Source organism: Pseudomonas umsongensis (genome assembly GCF_002236105.1).
GTDB lineage: Bacteria > Pseudomonadota > Gammaproteobacteria > Pseudomonadales > Pseudomonadaceae > Aquipseudomonas > Aquipseudomonas umsongensis.
The window spans coordinates 155,290-172,526 of the sequence record NZ_NIWU01000004.1 but is presented as its reverse complement, the minus strand read 5'-3'; the positions used below and the strand labels follow the sequence as shown (position 1 = coordinate 172,526).

General features: G+C 60.6%; 16 protein-coding genes. 7 read left to right on the top strand and 9 right to left on the bottom strand.

Features of this window, described 5'->3' with window-relative positions; genetic code table 11:
• The first annotated feature begins 5 nt into the window (after positions 1 to 5).
• Together parC and PSUM_RS20575 are read left to right on the top strand one after the other, a co-directional pair.
• Positions 6 to 2,273 carry a DNA topoisomerase IV subunit A gene (gene parC / locus PSUM_RS20580; RefSeq protein ID WP_020798563.1) on the top strand — a complete coding sequence of 756 codons (2,268 nt, stop codon included), beginning with the start codon at positions 6 to 8 and terminating at the stop codon, positions 2,271 to 2,273.
• A gap of 176 nt (positions 2,274 to 2,449) precedes the next feature.
• Complete coding sequence (locus PSUM_RS20575; RefSeq protein ID WP_083350048.1) at positions 2,450 to 3,163, top strand: PqiC family protein; 714 nt, start codon at positions 2,450 to 2,452, stop codon at positions 3,161 to 3,163.
• 246 nt (positions 3,164 to 3,409) lie between these two features.
• On the opposite strand, the gene PSUM_RS20570 is transcribed toward PSUM_RS20575, so the two are convergent.
• Entirely contained in the window at positions 3,410 to 4,930 is a 1,521-nt protein-coding gene (locus PSUM_RS20570) for an AhpA/YtjB family protein (protein WP_020798561.1), read from the bottom strand.
• Positions 4,931 to 5,065: 135 nt separating this feature from the next.
• On the opposite strand from PSUM_RS20570, the gene serB reads away from it, so the two are divergent.
• On the top strand, positions 5,066 to 6,280 hold the full coding sequence (serB, locus tag PSUM_RS20565; protein ID WP_020798560.1) for a phosphoserine phosphatase SerB: 1,215 nt from the start codon (positions 5,066 to 5,068) through the stop codon (positions 6,278 to 6,280).
• Between the two features lie 127 nt (positions 6,281 to 6,407).
• On the opposite strand, the gene asd is transcribed toward serB, so the two are convergent.
• Genes asd through PSUM_RS20550 form a run of 3 tightly spaced genes read right to left on the bottom strand, consistent with a single transcriptional unit; the run spans position 6,408 to position 9,683 of the window.
• Positions 6,408 to 7,268, bottom strand: a complete 861-nt coding sequence (gene asd, locus PSUM_RS20560) for an archaetidylserine decarboxylase (protein ID WP_020798559.1) — start codon at positions 7,266 to 7,268, stop codon at positions 6,408 to 6,410.
• A gap of 18 nt (positions 7,269 to 7,286) precedes the next feature.
• Complete coding sequence (locus PSUM_RS20555; protein WP_083350049.1) at positions 7,287 to 8,102, bottom strand: rhodanese-like domain-containing protein; 816 nt, start codon at positions 8,100 to 8,102, stop codon at positions 7,287 to 7,289.
• Between the two features lie 42 nt (positions 8,103 to 8,144).
• Positions 8,145 to 9,683: an HDOD domain-containing protein gene (locus PSUM_RS20550; RefSeq protein WP_083350050.1), complete on the bottom strand. Its 1,539-nt coding sequence runs from the start codon at positions 9,681 to 9,683 to the stop codon at positions 8,145 to 8,147.
• Between the two features lie 166 nt (positions 9,684 to 9,849).
• Between PSUM_RS20550 and motA the strand changes: the two genes are divergently transcribed.
• Together motA and motB are read left to right on the top strand one after the other, a co-directional pair.
• Positions 9,850 to 10,701 carry a flagellar motor stator protein MotA gene (motA, locus tag PSUM_RS20545; protein ID WP_008063575.1) on the top strand — a complete coding sequence of 284 codons (852 nt, stop codon included), beginning with the start codon at positions 9,850 to 9,852 and terminating at the stop codon, positions 10,699 to 10,701.
• Between the two features lie 3 nt (positions 10,702 to 10,704).
• Complete coding sequence (gene motB, locus PSUM_RS20540; protein ID WP_020798556.1) at positions 10,705 to 11,721, top strand: flagellar motor protein MotB; 1,017 nt, start codon at positions 10,705 to 10,707, stop codon at positions 11,719 to 11,721.
• Positions 11,722 to 11,850: 129 nt separating this feature from the next.
• On the opposite strand, the gene PSUM_RS20535 is transcribed toward motB, so the two are convergent.
• The 4 genes from PSUM_RS20535 to rsgA form a co-directional block, all read right to left on the bottom strand.
• Positions 11,851 to 12,342 carry a toll/interleukin-1 receptor domain-containing protein gene (locus PSUM_RS20535; RefSeq protein ID WP_020798554.1) on the bottom strand — a complete coding sequence of 164 codons (492 nt, stop codon included), beginning with the start codon at positions 12,340 to 12,342 and terminating at the stop codon, positions 11,851 to 11,853.
• Positions 12,342 to 13,301, bottom strand: a complete 960-nt coding sequence (locus PSUM_RS20530; RefSeq protein ID WP_083350051.1) for a caspase family protein — start codon at positions 13,299 to 13,301, stop codon at positions 12,342 to 12,344. Before PSUM_RS20530 ends, PSUM_RS20535 begins: the two co-directional genes overlap by 1 nt.
• 2 nt (positions 13,302 to 13,303) lie before the next feature.
• Positions 13,304 to 13,471, bottom strand: coding sequence for a hypothetical protein (locus PSUM_RS20525; RefSeq protein ID WP_231989892.1), 168 nt, complete (start codon positions 13,469 to 13,471; stop codon positions 13,304 to 13,306).
• A gap of 198 nt (positions 13,472 to 13,669) precedes the next feature.
• A complete protein-coding gene (gene rsgA / locus PSUM_RS20520) occupies positions 13,670 to 14,701 on the bottom strand; it encodes a small ribosomal subunit biogenesis GTPase RsgA (RefSeq protein ID WP_020798551.1) in 1,032 nt (343 codons plus the stop codon).
• A 107-nt stretch (positions 14,702 to 14,808) separates the two neighbouring features.
• Here rsgA and orn point away from each other — a divergent pair, with 107 nt between their 5' ends.
• Together orn and PSUM_RS20510 are read left to right on the top strand one after the other, a co-directional pair.
• The gene (gene orn, locus PSUM_RS20515; protein ID WP_083350052.1) at positions 14,809 to 15,351 is read left to right on the top strand and encodes an oligoribonuclease; all 543 of its coding nucleotides are present in this window, start codon (positions 14,809 to 14,811) and stop codon (positions 15,349 to 15,351) included.
• A gap of 104 nt (positions 15,352 to 15,455) precedes the next feature.
• On the top strand, positions 15,456 to 16,067 hold the full coding sequence (locus PSUM_RS20510; RefSeq protein WP_008064122.1) for a trimeric intracellular cation channel family protein: 612 nt from the start codon (positions 15,456 to 15,458) through the stop codon (positions 16,065 to 16,067).
• Between the two features lie 88 nt (positions 16,068 to 16,155).
• Here the strand turns inward: PSUM_RS20510 and queG are convergent, their stop codons facing one another.
• Positions 16,156 to 17,220: a tRNA epoxyqueuosine(34) reductase QueG gene (queG, locus tag PSUM_RS20505; RefSeq protein ID WP_020801357.1), complete on the bottom strand. Its 1,065-nt coding sequence runs from the start codon at positions 17,218 to 17,220 to the stop codon at positions 16,156 to 16,158.
• Positions 17,221 to 17,237 lie beyond the last annotated feature (17 nt).

The following is a 17,237-nucleotide window of genomic DNA, read 5'->3' as shown; positions in this document are numbered from 1 at the left end:
CCCGCATGAGCGACTCCCTTGATCTCAGCCTGGACGGTGTAGAACGCCGATCACTGGCTGACTTCACCGAAAATGCCTACCTCAACTACTCCATGTACGTGATCATGGACCGTGCCTTGCCGCATATCGGCGACGGCCTGAAACCGGTACAGCGGCGTATCGTCTACGCCATGAGTGAACTGGGGCTGGACGCCGATTCCAAGCACAAGAAATCGGCGCGTACCGTCGGTGACGTGCTCGGCAAGTTCCACCCCCATGGCGACTCGGCCTGCTACGAAGCCATGGTCCTGATGGCCCAGCCATTCAGCTACCGCTACACGCTGGTGGATGGCCAGGGTAACTGGGGGGCGCCGGACGATCCCAAGTCCTTCGCCGCCATGCGATACACCGAAGCGCGGCTGTCGCGCTACTCCGAAGTGCTGCTCAGCGAGCTGGGCCAGGGCACGGCGGACTGGGGGCCGAACTTCGACGGCACACTCGACGAGCCTCTGGTGTTGCCGGCGCGTTTGCCGAACATCCTGCTGAACGGCACCACCGGTATCGCCGTGGGCATGGCCACCGATGTGCCGCCGCACAACCTGCGCGAAGTCGCCGGCGCCTGCGTGCGTTTGCTCGATGAGCCCAAGGCCACGGTCGAACAGCTCTGCGAGCACATCCAGGGGCCGGATTATCCGACTGAAGCAGAAATCATCACGCCGCGCGCCGACCTGCTGAAAATCTATGAAACAGGTCGTGGTTCGGTGCGCATGCGCGCCGTTTATCACATCGAAGACGGCGACATCATTGTTACCGCGCTGCCGCATCAGGTCTCAGGTGCAAAGGTGCTGGAACAGATCGCGGCGATGATGCAGGCAAAACCATCGAAAGCCCCGCAGATCGCCGATTTGCGCGACGAGTCGGACCACGAGAATCCGTGCCGCATCGTGATCATTCCGGGCGCCCGGAAAAATTTCGACCACGATGCCTTGATGCAGCACCTGTTCGCCAGCACCGAGCTGGAGTCGAGCTACCGGGTCAACATCAACATCATCGGACTGGACGGCAAGCCGCAGTTGAAAAACCTGCGGGCGCTGCTGGTCGAGTGGTTGGCGTTCCGGGTCCAGACCGTGCGTCGTCGCCTGCAGTTCCGCCTGGACAAGGTCGAGCGTCGCTTGCACCTGTTGGACGGTTTGTTGATCGCCTACCTCAACCTGGATGAAGTGATCCATATCATCCGCACCGAGGAGCAGCCAAAAGCCGCGCTGATCGAACGATACGCCCTGAGTGAAATCCAGGCTGACTACATCCTCGACACCCGCCTGCGTCAGTTGGCGCGACTGGAAGAGATGAAGTTGCGTGCCGAGCAGGATGAACTGCTCAAGGAACAAGCCAAGCTGCAAGCGCTGCTGAGTAGCGAAGCCAAGTTGAAAAAGCTGGTACGCACCGAGCTGATCAAGGACGCCGAGACCTATGGCGACGACCGTCGCTCGCCAATCGTCGAGCGTGCTGAAGCCAAGGCGCTGACCGAGCACGATCTGCTGCCGAACGAAAAAGTCACCGTCGTGCTCTCGGAAAAAGGCTGGGTTCGCTCCGCCAAAGGCCATGACATCGACGCCACCGGGCTTTCCTACAAGGCAGGGGATGGTTTCAAGGCCTTGGCGGCGGGGCGTTCCAACCAGTTTGCGGTGTTTATCGATTCCACCGGTCGCAGCTATTCGGTGGCCGCGCACACCTTGCCGTCGGCCCGTGGCCAGGGCGAACCGCTGACCGGCCGTCTGACGCCGCCGCCAGGGGCGAACTTTGAATGCGTGCTGATGCCCGAAGATGATGCGCTGTACGTCATTGCCTCGGACGCCGGTTACGGTTTCGTCGTAAAAGGTGAAGACCTGCAGGCCAAGAACAAGGCGGGCAAGGCATTGCTGAGCCTTCCAAACAACGCCAAGGTGATTCTGCCGCGTGCGGTGGCCGATCGTGAGCACAACTGGCTGGCCTCGGTGACCACCGAAGGTCGCTTGCTGATCTTCAAGATCAGCGATCTGCCACAATTAGGTAAGGGCAAAGGCAACAAGATCATCGGGATTTCCGGTGAGCGCGTAGCCAGCCGCGAAGAATATGTCACGGACATCGCCGTTGTGCCGGATGGCGCTACGTTGGTGCTTCAGGCAGGTAAACGTACATTGTCACTGAAAGCGGACGACCTGGAGCACTACAAAGGTGAACGTGGCCGCCGTGGTAACAAATTGCCACGTGGCTTCCAGAGGGTAGATGCGCTGCTCGTCGAAAACCTCAATTAAGCGTCCTAGAGCGCCTGATCTGCGATTTAACGCGTAGATCGGCGCTTTGGCGCTGGAGTCGGAACGCATATTCACGGATGATATGGCCTTTCAAGCGCCGGCGTGGCCGAGCGTTCTTCACATTTATTGAGTATTTTCACTGTGATTAGCCTTGTGGCAATCACCTGGATGGGACGATGACTGCTCTGCGCCTTCCTTTTATTTTGATGCTCGCCGGCGTATTTGGCCTGGCGGGTTGCAGCGTTCACCAGCCGGTGTCGCTGTACCAACTGGACAGTGGAAGTCCGGTCCAGCCTGCGCAAAGCGCGGGCTTGGCGGTTTTGTTGGGCCCGGTAACCGTGGCGGACTACCTGCAGCGCGAAACCCTGCTGCAGCGTCAGCCCGATGGCAGCCTGCAAGCCTCGACCGATGGCCGCTGGGCTGGCAGCCTGTCTTCCGACATCGATCAACTGCTGCTGCGTCAGGTGGCCGGTCACCTGGACAGCCAGCGCGTAGTGCTGTCGCCTGCGACAACGGGGTTCACACCGGATGTCCAGGTCCTGTTGACGATCACGCGTCTGGATTCGGGTGAAAAGCAGCCGGCTATCCTCGATGCGCAATGGCGTTTGATCGACCGTCGTGGCCAGGTGCGCGATAATCGCATCATCCATCTGCAGGAACAGCACACCGGCAGCACGGCGGCTCAGGTTCAAGCGCAGGGTGCGTTGCTGCAGAAGCTCGCTGAACAGCTGTCGGTCGCGCTCAAGCCGCTGGCCAACCAGCCACCGATTGCCGAAGCGCCACGCAAACCGGCAGCCAAGCCCGCAGCGCCGGCGGCGGAGCAGGAAAAACAGCCGAAGATCCCGATGGCTGCTCCGATCCGTACGGATATGGAAGTGTTTCGCTTCTAGGTTCGGACCGGTACAACACAAAGCCCGCCTCGTGCGGGCTTTGTTGTTTCTGCTGCGTACTGATCGTTCCCACGCTCTGCGTGGGAATGCAGCCCGTGACGCTCTGCGTCACAACGGTGCCAGGGTTGGGATATGAGGTGAGGCTGGAACGCGGAGCGTCCCTTGAGGCATTCCCACGCAGAGCGTGGGAACGATCAGCCCGCAGACGATCACTCATCTGCGAGCTTCTTTACAGCGGGGCTAAGGCTACGCGCGGCGTTCGTGCATCCGCGCCAGCTGTCGCTCGAGCATCGACGGATAAGGCTCCATCAGCCGCTCCACGCAGCAGGCGCCTTCAGGGCTGGCGATCGGGCGGATCCGTGCGCGCTGGCGGATCAGGGCGTCGTCATTGATCTTGCGTTCCACCAGCAGCAGGTTGCGGCTGTGCTGCGACAGGGCCAGGGCATCCTGCGCGGCGTCGGTCAGCAACAGGTCGATCTGGCTCAGGCCAAACAGTTCGTCGCCCAGGGTCAAGCCAAGCTGCAATTGCAAGGTGATGCCGCTGTCGGCGACTTCGATCTGCAGTTGATGGCCCAGCGCCCGCAGCAGCTCGCCGCAGCAGATGGCGTTGGTCAGGTAATCGTCGCCGCTGTCTTCGTTGTGGAACAGCATCAGCGTGCTGCCATCGTTCAGGGTATGCAGTTCGCTCTGGTAGAGCGAAGCAGCCTGGTCGAGGCAGTCGCGGTAGCGTTTGAGCAACTCTTCCAGGCGTGTCCGGGGCAGGCGTCGCAGTTGTTCCTGTGAGCCCAACTGTACGGCCAGAACGGCGCTGTGCTGCGGCACGCTGGAGGCCACGGGCTTGCCCAACGGTTTGGCGGTGCTTGCTGGCGCATCATCGAGCAGATCGGCGAACGCATCGTCGTCATCATCTTCAACGGTACTGACGACACGTCGTGGCGCGGCCTTCATCGCGGCCATCGGGCGGCTTTCATCGAAACTCGGATCGCGCAGGTTACGCACTTCGAAGCCCGGTTCAGCATCGTCGTCCTCGGCATCGTCGAGTTCAGGTTCTGGCACGGGCTCCGGTTCAGCCGGTTCCGGCGCGAATTCGGCATGCAGCTGGCGCGCCAGGTCGCCGATCTCGTCATTACGCTCGGTGGCCGGGGTGTATTCGTCGATGTTGCGCAACCACACCCGCAATTGCAGTAGCGGCGTAGAGAGATATCGCCCCATGCGCAGGCTCAATGCCAGGGACAGGGCCAGCAGGATCGCGCTCAAAATCCCCATGCTCTGCAGGCTGATGGTCATCGGCTGCTGGAACTGATCCATGTCCAGGCTGATGCGCAGCTGACCGGCGGTCACGTCCTGGAAAGTGATCTTGCTCTGATAGATGCCTTCGGCCTCGCCCAGCAGGCCATGCTTGGGACGCTGGCCGGCCTCGGCAAGGATGCGGTTATCCATGCTGTAGATGGCGGCGTGGGCCACCAGCTTGTTCTTGGTCAGGTTGTTGAGCAGGACATTGAGGCTGAGGATGTCGTTGGACACCAACAGCTCGGTGGCGGAGGTGGCCGTCTGCATGGTCAGGCTTTCACCCAGCGCATCCGCCTGCTCGTGCATGGCCTGCTTGAACTGCAAACCCATCACGCAGGCGTAGATCACCAGGGCCAGAGCGACCAGGATCACGTTATGGCTGGCAATGCGCAATGCAATCGGTACACGGCGGTGGCGCAGTGCACGGAAGATCAGCAGAAAGAAGTTATCGGTTTTTACTGGCGTGGGCCGGTTCACTTGAGCTCGGCTCTTTTGTCCGTGAAGTTGACGCGCAGTATAGCGACAGGCCCTAGGCCGTCAAAGCGCTCACGGTGCCCGATGGTCACTGAATGTGGGTAGAATGCGGTTTTTTTCCACTTGCGGGGGTGCGCCTTGCGCGAAATCGTCCTGATAAACATCACGGGAGTCGACCGTCCGGGTTTGACTGCGGCCATTACCGGCGTTCTGGCCCAGGGTGGTGTGAACATTCTCGACATCGGTCAGGCGGTGATCCACGACACCCTGTCGTTCGGCATCCTGGTTGAAATTCCTGATACCGAACAAGGCAAGTCGGTGCTCAAGGACATCCTGTTCAAGGGCTATGAGCTGGATCAACAGGTGCGTTTCACGCCGGTGTCCGAAGAGGATTACCAGCAGTGGGTCGGCAACCAGGGCAAAAAACGCCATATCGTGACCCTGCTGACGCGCAAGGTCACCGCCGGGCAATTGCAGGCCGTGAGCTCGATCACCGCCAAGTATGGCTTGAACATCGATCACATCGATCGCCTGTCCGGGCGCATGCCTTTGGATACCCCGGACGATAAAGGCAAGGGTTGCATCGAATTCTCCGTGCGCGGCGAAGCAGCTGATCCGCAGGCACTGCGGGCCGAATTCCTCAGTGTCGCCCAGGAATTGAACGTCGACATCGCCTTTCAGGAAGACTCGTTGTTTCGTCGTAACCGCCGTCTGGCGGTGTTCGACATGGACTCGACCCTGATCGAAGCCGAAGTCATCGATGAGCTGGCCAAAGCGGCCGGCGTGGGCGACAAGGTTTCGGAAATTACCGAGCGGGCGATGGCCGGTGAGCTGGACTTCCGCGCCAGTTTCAAAGAGCGCCTGGCGTTGCTCAAAGGACTGGATGTGGGCGTGCTCGACTCGATCGGCGCCTCGCTGCGCCTGACCGAAGGCGCTGAAACCCTGTTCGCCGAGCTCAAGCGCCTGGGTTACAAGACCGCCATTCTGTCGGGCGGCTTCACCTATTTCGCCAAGCAATTGCAGGCCAAGCTGGGCATCGACTACGTGTTTGCCAACGAGCTGGAAGTGGTCGACGGCAAGGTGACTGGCGTGGCGATCGAGCCGATTGTCGATGCACAACGCAAGGCCGATCTGCTGAAGGAACTGGCACATAAGGAAGGCTTGCGTCTGGAGCAGACCATTGCGGTCGGCGACGGTGCTAATGACTTGCCGATGCTGGCGATTGCCGGGTTGGGCGTTGCGTTCCGCGCCAAACCGTTGGTCAAGCAGTCGGCCAAGCAGGCGATTTCCACCCTGGGGCTGGATGGCGTGCTGTACCTGCTGGGCTTCCGCGACCGCGACGGCCAGCTGTAACGCCGCAGAACACCTGTAGGAGCGAGCATGCTCGCGATGGACGTCAACGATGACGCGGGCATTCAGAATGCCCGCGTCGTCCTCAGGTTCATCGCGAGCAGGCTCGCTCCTACAGTAAAGGTGTGTATCAGGCCTTCGGCAGGCCCATACCCTGACCCATCCGCACCGGCGAACCCGCTACCAGCTCTTCAGCCCATTTCACCTGATCCGGCCCGAACAGCACGACAGCGGTCGAACCCAGTTTGAAACGACCCAGCTCCGCACCTTTTTCCAGGTGGATCGGCGCGCGTGCGGCTTCGTCGTAGCGGAAGGTTTTCAGCTCGCGTTTCGGTGGCGTAACCAGTCCAGCCCACACGGTTTCGATCGATGCCACGATCATCGCGCCCACCAGCACCACGGCCATCGGCCCGCGCTCGGTGTCGAAAATGCACGCCACGCGCTCGTTGCGGGCAAACAATTCAGGAACGTTTTCAGCGGTGGTCTGGTTGACCGAGAACAGGCGGCCCGGGATGTAGACCATCTCGCGCAGGGTGCCGGCCAGTGGCATGTGCACACGGTGGTAATCCTTGGGCGACAGATAAATAGTCGCGAAATCACCGCCCATGAACGGCGCAGCATTCGCCGCATCGCCACCCAAGAGTTCCAGCACGCTGAAGCTGTGGCCCTTGGCCTGGAAGACACGGCCGTGCTCAATCGGGCCGAGCTGGCTGACGGCGCCGTCCGCCGGGCTGAGGATCGCGCCCGGTGTCTCGTCCAGTGGGCGCGCGCCGTCTTTCAAGGCACGGGTGAAGAAAGCGTTGAAGTGCTCGTAGGCGGTCAGGTCTTCGACCAGTGCCTCGGACATGTTCACCTGGTAGCGCTTGGCGAACCACGCGGTGAATGCATTCTTGAACCAGCGCACGCGGCATTCGGCGATGCAGCCGGCCAGTCGCGAGAGCAGGTTGTGGGGCAGCAGGTATTGGCTGACGATAAACAGACGCTTGTTCATTAACTGTCCTTAAAAACCTTAAATCTCTACGGGCGTGTCGGGATGGTTGCCCCATTCGCCCCAGGAGCCAGCGTAGCCCTTGACCCGCGGATAACCGAGAGCCTTGGCCACCAGATAGGTGAAGCCAGATCGATGGTGAGTCTGGCAGTGGGTAATCACTTCTTTGTCAGGGGTAATGCCGAGCTGTTCGAGGATCTGTGGCATGTCGGTACGGATGCGCAGGTTACGCGCCTTGTCCATGCCCGCGGTCCATTCGAAATTCACGGCGCCTGGGATGTGTCCGCCCTTGGCCGCCAGGACTTTCTCGCCGGAATACTCCAGTGGCCCACGTGCATCCCAGATCGCCAGGTCGGCAGCGCCGAGACGGCTTTGCAGGTACTCGCGGGTAGCCGTGGGTTCGTCGTGCAGGGTCAGCGCAACCGGGCCGCCAGCGGGTGGCGGGATCTGGATTGACATGGGCATGCCTTCTGCCAGCCAGGCCGTCAGGCCGCCATCGACATAGTGATACTTGCTGTGGCCAATGACGTCCAGGAGCCAGATAAAGCGACCGGCCCAGCCGCCACCTTCGTCGTCATAAACGACATAGACGGCATCGGGGTTGTGCCCCAGCTCTCCAAACAACGTTTCGAGTGCTGCCTGCGGTGGCATCAGTCCCGGGGCGGGCGCCTGCCCCAGTTGCGTGCGTTTAGGATCGACAAAGCGCGCGCCGGGAATGTGCCCTTCGGTGTAGCGGGCAGGACTGGTCAAGTCCACCAGGATCAGTTCGCGGGCGTCGAGGCGAGAGAGCAAGTCGCTCGGCTCGATCACCAGCGGCAAGCCAGAGAAGTCAGACATGTGAGGTCTCCAGAGCACAAAAGGGGGGATTGTAGCGCAGCCTTATTGGCCGCGCTGGCTAAAGCTGTGCAGCGCTTTTTCAATGCATTGTGCGGTTTTGCCGAAGGCTTGCAGGGTGATGTCCGAGAATGGCCCGCCACCCTGGTCTGCCACGACGATCATGATTACCCGTCCATTGTTGAGCAGCGAACGCAACAACAAGTGTTCGCCGCTGAACTGGCTGCGCAGGCTGTTGGGCAGTAACGCGGAAAACTGCGCGTTGTTGAGCGGCGTGAGGCGAACCTGGGCCTGTTGCGCGAGCAAGCGTTGCAGCACGGCGCTTTGACTGACGACAAAGTTTAGGCCAGATGCTTCGACAGGCAGCCCAGCCGTCTGGTGCACACGCAGCTGGGTATGAGTACGGTCGGCCATCAGGATCATCACCCTGCGCATGCCGCAGGCAACCAGTGCGTCGCGGGCAGAGGTGGTCAGGTGGATGGCGTTGGTGAAGCGACTCGGCTCGACCAGCAACTCAGCGCATTGTTTGCGCCACTTCGCCAGGTCTTCGGCGGTGGGTGCCGGGGCTGGCTGCAAACTGGCATGCACAAGGCTCGTGCCCCATGGCCAGATCAGCGCGACAGCGGGATGCCAAAGGTCGGGCATGGCGTGATAACGCGCGCTGTTGGCGGCTTGCTGGTGCAGTTGTTGTTGCACCTCGCTCATCGGTATTTGCAAGTAGAGGCTGGTCAGGTACTGCCAGCGCTCACTGTGCGGACTGTCCCAGGCATGGTGCGCCGAGAGCGCCAGCCCGTTGGCTAAAAGTACCGTGTTGGCCGGTTGATTGAGCCAGCGGCGCAGGGTCGGGTCGTCATCCAGGCGGTTCTGCTGGCGTAGCGGATGCTCGCTGTCACGGGCAATGCGCAGAACTTTGACCAGCTCCCGTTGCTCGGTTAGCAACAGTCGATAGCCCTGTTGAACCCAGATCGGCAGGTGCCACAGGTTCACCAGGGCCAGGCCGATCTCCAGCAGGCGAGCGCCAAACAGTTGCTTTTCGACGGTGCGCGCCGATTCGCCTTTATGAATGACCCGCAGCTCCCAGTCTTCGAGCAGGTGCGGATGCGTCAGCGCCAACGGCCACAGTGGTGACAGAAACAGCAGGCTGCCCCAATGGATGTCCTGCCACAGGCGCGCCAGGCGGCTGGCAAAAAAACCGTTGGCCTGTTGGCTGGCGTGCTGGCTGATCAATTGCAACTGGCGCAGGGCTTTGGGAATCTCGCCCTGGGGCATGGCGGGCAGTCGCGCGAGCAGCTCCTCGGTGCGTTTCAAACCGAGGCGATTGATGGCGACCTCAAGATTTTCCGCAGGCTCAGTCATGCTGCCATGGCTGTGTCGGTTGGCCGCGCGAATCACGCTCAAGGCCAGGGCCGGACTGTCCTGCATCAAGTCGGCAATCTTGCGCACAGAGCTGCGACTGTCGCGCAAGGCCCGGCAGACATGGTCGTGACTGGCCTGCGGAACCGGCAGGCGTACACCGTCGAGAAGTTTGACCCAGTCTTCGAGCGTGGTCGGAGTTGGCGTTGGGGCGTTCGTGTTTTTAGCCATGTCTGGAGGCGATCATCGTCAACAATACCTATGCCCGGAGGGGGTCAAATTAGCTTTTCGCCTGAACTGGCTATAGTCTGGCGCAGTTTTGCCGATAAGTAGAAGAAGAGATTTTTTAACTTCCGAATATGACCTTGAACCCGACTCAGTAAGTGCTCTCCTACCTATGGCTAAAATTATCGGCATCATCGTCGTATTCGCGAGCGTGCTCGGCGGATACGTGCTCTCCCATGGCAAGATTGCCGCCCTGATCCAGCCTTTCGAGGTAATGATCATCGGTGGTGCGGCCCTCGGTGCATTCCTGCAGGCCAACCCTGGTTACATGACCATGCACGTGCTCAAGAAATCCCTGAGCATGTTCGGTTCGCGTTTCAGCCATGCCTTCTATCTTGAAGTGCTGGGCCTGATCTACGAGATTCTCAACAAGAGCCGCCGCGAAGGCATGATGGCCATCGAAGCGGACATCGAAGATGCCGCGGCGAGCCCGATCTTCGCCAAGTACCCGACGGTCCTCAAGGATGAGCGCATGACCGCGTTCATCTGTGATTACCTGCGCATCATGTCTTCCGGCAACATGGCGCCCCACGAGCTGGAGGGCCTGTTCGACATGGAGCTCTACAGCCTCAAGGAGGACCTGGAGCACCCGTCCCACGCGGTGAACGGTATTGCCGACGCCATGCCCGGTTTCGGTATCGTCGCGGCGGTCCTGGGTATCGTGGTGACCATGGCCTCGCTGGGTGAGGGCGACCAGAAGTCCATCGGCCTGCACGTTGGTGCGGCACTGGTCGGTACCTTCTTCGGTATTCTCGCGGCCTACGGTTTCTTCGGCCCGCTGGCGCATTCCCTGGCCCACGATGCCAAGGAAGAGCTGAACGTCTACGAAGCTATCAAGGCCTCGCTGGTGGCTTCCGCTTCCGGCATGCCGCCGTCGCTGGCCGTGGAGTTCGGGCGCAAAGTCCTGTACCCGGCGCACCGCCCAAGCTTCGCCGAGCTGGAACAAGCGGTTCGTGGTCGTTAAGCCATGGAGAACAATCAGCCGATAATCATCAAGCGCGTCAAGCGCATCGCCGGCGGGCATCACGGGGGCGCCTGGAAAATCGCCTTCGCCGACTTTGCCACAGCGATGATGGCGTTCTTCCTGGTGTTGTGGCTGTTGTCCACCGCCACCCCGGAACAGAAGATCGCCATCGCCGGTTATTTCAAGGACCCGATCGGCTTTTCTGAAAGTGGCACGCCGTACATCATCGATCTGGGGGGCACGCCGACCATGGCGCCGGACAACACCCTCAACCCAGAGATGAAGACCCAGCCGCAGCCGGACAAGGTGACAGTCGACGTCGAACAGGTCGAAGGCATGGCCGAGATGGTGGAGAAGGAGCGCCTGGAACTGCTGCTGCAAGAGTTGCAGAACAAGGTCGAAGAGAACCCGCAACTGCAGAAATTCAAAGACCAGATCCTGTTCGAGATCACCCCGGACGGTTTGCGCATCCAGATCGTGGACGCCGAGAACCGGCCGATGTTCGACTCAGGCTCAGCCCGCCTGAAACCCTATTTCGAAGACATCCTGCTGGCCATGGCCGATACCATCAAGGCCGTGCCGAACAAGATCAGCATTAGCGGCCATACCGACGCCAAGCCGTACAGCGGCACCGGTGAATTCGGTAACTGGGAGCTTTCGGCCAACCGTGCCAACGCGGCGCGCCGTGCACTGGTGGCGGGCAGCTATCCCGAGTCGCAAGTGGCGCGCGTGGTCGGTTATGCCTCGTCGGCGTTGTTCGATCGTGAGCATCCGTTCAACCCGGTCAACCGTCGAATCGACATTGTTGTGCTGACCAAGAAGGCACAGCGTGCCATCGAAGGTTCGCAAGGCGCCGAGCCTGCTCCCGATGTACCGCAAGGTTCTGTCGCTCCGGCTGCACCGGTCGATCCGAACGCATTGCCGGCGGACAAGGAGCCGCTGCCGGCCCACGAATTGCGTGAGCGCTTGAACCTGTTCGATGACCCGGCGCCGAAGCCGGGTGAGCCGGCCAAGCAGTGACCTGACACTGGCTGTTGGGGCCGGCTTGCTGGCGATGGTCGTTGACGATAACGCGTGCTGCCTGGATGCACTCGGCGCATTTGAGTCTATCGCCAGCAAGCCGGCTCCTACAGGGGGTGGGTGAGAAAATCAGAAACCGCGAATGATTCTGGACTTCAAGTCAGTGTGGAATCGATCGGCGTTAGTCCTGTTGACGCTGCGCACCGACTCACTGCCCGTCACCGATTCCAATGACATCGAACGCTTGACCGTCATCTCGTTGCGATAAGCATCGATAAAGAACTCGATATCCCTTTCGCTGCTCAGCTTCGGCCATTTGTCCAGGTACAGCGGCAGCTCTGTCGGGCCGGTCTTGAACGAGCAGATACGCCGATTGGTGATGGTCGCCTCGCCGATTTCGAAGGGCACCCACCAGGACAGCGCGGTTTTCTCCGAGACCACCGCCAGCAGGTGCGTGCATTCGCTGATGTTGCGAGTGATCACCCCGGTGATGTCGTCGGTGGTCTGGGATTCGGCATCCAGTACGTCGAGGTAGGTCTTGATGTTGGCCTGGATCAGGCGCGTGTTGATGCTGATCGCGTAGGCGCGGTCCATGTGGCGGTAGCTGATAAACACTGGCATCAGAAATGTCCCTTGATCGCGAGTTCGCGGTAATAGGCGCCGAGGGCGGTGAGGCGACAGCCGGTGGAGTGGATGGCGGCGTAGTACATGTGCTCGGCGTCCACCGGTTCGACCAGGCTGTGGCGGTTGCACTTTTGCAGCTGGGCGAAGACCTCGCCCTGTTCCGGGTTGAACTCGGGTTCGGTGGGCTCAAAGCTGGGGGCGAGGGGGTAAGTCGACTCCTCTTCGGCAAACCACTCGGGGAGTTTGCGCAGGATTTCCTTGGAAATCAGCGGTGACACTTCGCGCAGGGAGATGAACTGCGAGACGTTGGTCTTGAACACCGGGCGCTGCTCCCAGGCATCGAGCGCGTTGTCGACAAACGCATACAGGCTGCCGGGGGTGATCTTGCCCAGGATGTTCGCCGCTGCGCCGTGCAGGGCCTGGAGCAACAAGCCGGTGAACACACCGTGTTGTGCACCCTCCATCGCCGGCTCTTCCTTTTTGCAGGCGGTCAGGATGGTCATGCCTTCGCCGACCACGCTCCCCTCACTGCGCAAGGCGCGCACCTCGCCGGCCGAGCCGCTCTGGCAACAGTCGAGAATGATCACTTTGTTCTTGATCTTCGTGGCCTTGCTGGCCCAGTTCAGGATGTCGCTGAGGCGAATCCCGTCCTTGGCGCTCCTGTAGTCCTGCGGGATCAACATGCCTTCGTCTGTGTCGATATCGAAGCTGCCGTGGCCGGCGAAATACAGCAGGGCGACATTGCAATCCCCGGAAAACAGCTCGCGGATCTGGTCTTCGAGTTTTTCCCGGCCCAGGTAGTCCTCGGCGGAGGTCAGCACGATGTTCTTGAAGTTCGGATCGCCATTGGCGTCGGTCTTCAACACCGAGGCCATGGCCATGGCGTCGTTGCTGCAGCCCCTCAGGCTCGACACATGGGTGTAGTCGTTGATGCCGATAAACAGTCCCTTGCGCATGGTTACACCGCCGTGTGCTGGCGAATAACGGTGACGATGCTATCGGTGTTCCACGCACATTCGGCATGTGCTGCGTCACGTACCCGCGTGTCAATGCGCTCGGTAGCCAATGGCTTGAACGCAATGATCATCTTGCCCGAATGACGGATGAACAAATGGTAGGTCTGCATGGGTATCCCTCAGTGTCGCAGGAGTGCGAAGAGGGTTTGAACCTAGGCGATTGCCGGGCGGCCACAAGGGACTGGCGCGAAAAGAGAAATGTCCTACAAACAAGCGTGGGTAGGCCTTACAGAAAAGTCTGAGTTTAAATGGAGGGGGAGACGCAGACTCCAACCACCCCGCTGAAGCAGGGCGGTCGGCACGTCTGTTTAGTAGCCGTTTTCCGGCAGGCTGGCGATGATCGAGCGGTAGCTGTTCATCCGTTGCTGTTGCACGCGACCGTCTTCCAGTGCCTTGAGCAGGGCGCAACCGGGTTCGCGGTCGTGCTTGCAGTCGCGGAAGCGGCAGGTGCCGAGCAAGTCGTTGAACTCGATGAAGCCGGCTTCGACGTCGGCACGGCTGACGTGGCCCAGGCCGAATTCACGGATACCCGGGGAGTCGATCAGCTCACCGCCACCGGGGAAGTGGAACAGGCGCGCGGTAGTGGTAGTGTGGGTGCCCTGGCCGGACAACTCGGACAACGGGCCGACGCGGGTTTCGACTTCCGGCAACAGGCTGTTGACCAGCGACGACTTGCCGACGCCGGACTGGCCGACGAACACGCTGATGCGCCCGTCCAATTGCTTCTGCAGCTGTTCCATGCCGTCGCCGTGGTGGGCCGACACTTCCAGCACCGGGTAACCCAAGGTGCGATAGACCGCGAGCAGGGCATTCAGCGCCGGGGCGTTGTGCTCGTCGATCAGGTCGAACTTGTTCAGCAGCAGCAGCGGCTTGATGCCAGCGTGTTCGGCGGCTACGAGGTAGCGGTCGATCAGGTTGGCATGGGGCTCAGGCAGTGGCGCGAACACAATGACAATCATGTCGACGTTCGCTGCTACGGGTTTGAGCTGGCCGCGGCTGTCCGGGCGGCAGAGTTCGGTGTTGCGTGGCAATTGCGCCACGATGACGCCGATGCCCTGGTTGCCGGCACGCCAGACCACCTGGTCGCCGGTCACCAGCGCAGGCAGGTTCGCTCGCAGGTGGCAACGGAACACCTGGCCGGCCAGCGCGCCATTGCGGGCTTCGACTTCGACCTGCACCCCGAAGTGGGCGATCACCAGGCCGTGCTGTTCCGGGCCCAGATCGCCGCCCTCAAGTGCCTCGACAGCCGAGGACTCGCGTTTGGCGGCGCGGGCAGCGCGTTCGCCCTGAATCTTTTCGATGCGCCAGTTTTGACGACGATTGAGTTGGCGTTTGGCCATGGGTGTTCCGTAGTAATAATGCAGCGATTAGGTAAAACGGCCGCGAGTTTAGCACGCCCGGCCACCGGCCTAGGCTAAACTGCGCAGCATTGCCTAGGAGCCGACACATGCAAAACCCGCAGAACCTGATCTGGATCGACCTGGAAATGACCGGTTTGAACCCGGATACCGATGTCATCATCGAAATGGCCACCATCGTCACTGACAGCGACCTGAACACTTTGGCCGAAGGTCCGGTGATCGCGATCCACCACAGTGACGAAATTCTTGCCGGCATGGACGAGTGGAACACTCGTCAACATGGCGGTTCGGGCCTGACCCAGCGCGTTCGCGACAGCTGCATCAGCATGGCTGAAGCTGAGGCGCAAACCATCGCCTTCCTGGAGAAGTGGGTACCCAAGGGCAAGTCGCCAATCTGTGGCAACAGCATCTGCCAGGATCGGCGCTTCCTCTATACGCACATGAAATCCCTGGAAAGCTATTTCCACTACCGCAACCTCGACGTTTCGACCCTCAAGGAGCTTGCCGCTCGCTGGGCGCCGGACGTGCGTGACAGCTTCAAAAAGGGTAGCACCCACCTGGCGCTGGACGATATCCGCGAGTCAATCGCTGAGCTGCAGCATTACCGCCAGCATTTCATCAAGGTTTGATCAGGTTGAGGGGTAACGCCACAGGTTTGTGATGTGTGTGCTGCCCTCTTTTGGTGCTCGGGCGAAGTGCGTAGACTGCGCGCCTTTTCGCAAGGACTGCCACCATGTTGCTGATGCTTTACCTGATCGCCATCACCGCCGAAGCCATGACCGGTGCCCTGTCTGCCGGCCGCCGCGGCATGGACTGGTTCGGCGTGGTGCTGATCGCGTGCGTCACGGCGCTGGGCGGTGGTTCGGTGCGCGATGTGCTGCTAGGCCACTATCCGCTGACCTGGGTGAAGCACCCGGAATACCTGGTGCTGACCACCATTGCAGCGATGATCACGGTGTTCACCGCACGCTGGATGCGCCATCTGCGCTCGTTGTTCCTGGTGCTCGACGCCGTGGGCCTGGTGGCGTTTACACTGATTGGCTGCATGACCGCCCTGGAAATGGGGCATGGCATGTTGGTTGCGTCGGTCAGCGGTGTGATCACCGGGGTTTTCGGCGGCATCCTGCGGGATATCTTCTGCAACGACATTCCGCTGATCTTTCGGCGCGAGTTGTACGCCAGTGTTTCCTTCGCGGCGGCGTGGTGCTACATGCTCTGCCTGTATCTGAATCTTCCTGGAGAGCAGGCGATCCTGATTACATTGTTCGGCGGCTTCCTACTACGCCTGCTGGCGATCCGCTTCCATTGGGAAATGCCCAAGTTCGTCTACAACGACGAAGCGTAATGCTGCGATCCCCTGTAGGAGCTGCCGCAGGCTGCGATCTTTTGACCTTAAAAAATCAAGGTCAAAAGATCGCAGCCTGCGGCAGCTCCTACACAAGACCGTGTTGTTTCAATGCCCACTCGACATGCTCGCGCACCAGTTCGGACGGATGTTCGCGTCGCGCCTTCAATGCCTCCAGTACCGGAATCGTTGAAGGCGCATTTCCCAAGCCCACCGCCAAGTTGCGCAGCCAGTTTTCGTAGCCGGCCCGGCGCAAGGGAGAACCTTCGGTGCTGCTGAGGAATTTATCCTCGTCCCACATGAACAACTCGGCCAGTCCGGCGTTGTCCAGGTTGTGCCGTGGCTTGAAATCGCTTTCGCCGGACGGACGGGCAAAGCGGTTCCACGGGCAGACGATCTGGCAGTCATCGCAACCGAACACCCGATTACCGATCAGCGGTCGCAGCTCTTCGGGGATGGCGCCCTTGAGTTCGATGGTCAAATAGGAAATACAGCGCCGGGCGTCCAGCACATAGGGGCCGACGAAGGCGTTGGTCGGGCAGATGTCGAGACAGGCGCTGCAGCGGCCGCAGTGTTCGGTGGCATGGGGTGGATCCACGGGCAACGGCAGGTCGACGAACAGTTCGGCCAGGAAGAAATAACTGCCAGCCTTGCGATTCAAGACCAGGGTGTTTTTGCCGATCCAGCCCAGACCCGCTTTCTCTGCGATGGCTTTTTCCAGCACGGGAGCGCTGTCGACAAACGCGCGATAACCAAACGGACCAATCTCGGCCTGGATTTTTTCCGCCAGTTGTTGCACGCGTTTGCGGATCAATTTGTGGTAATCGCGGCCCAAGGCATAACGCGAGACGTAGGCTTTTTCCGGTTGGGCGAGCAATTGCGCCATTCTGGTATCGCCCGACAGGTAGTCCATGCGCAGCGATACCACGCGCAAAGTGCCTGGTACCAGTTCTTCGGGGTGCGAGCGTTTGCTGCCGTGGGCGCCCATGTATTCCATTTCGCCGTGGTAGCCGGCTGCAAGCCAGCGTTCCAGGTGCTGCTCATGCTCGGCGAGGTCCAGGCCGCTGATGCCGACTTGTTGAAAGCCCAGCTCACGGCCCCAGTCCTTGATGGATTGGGCGAGGGCAGGCAGATCTGTGGTAATAGCGGGCATGAGGCGAGAGAAACCGG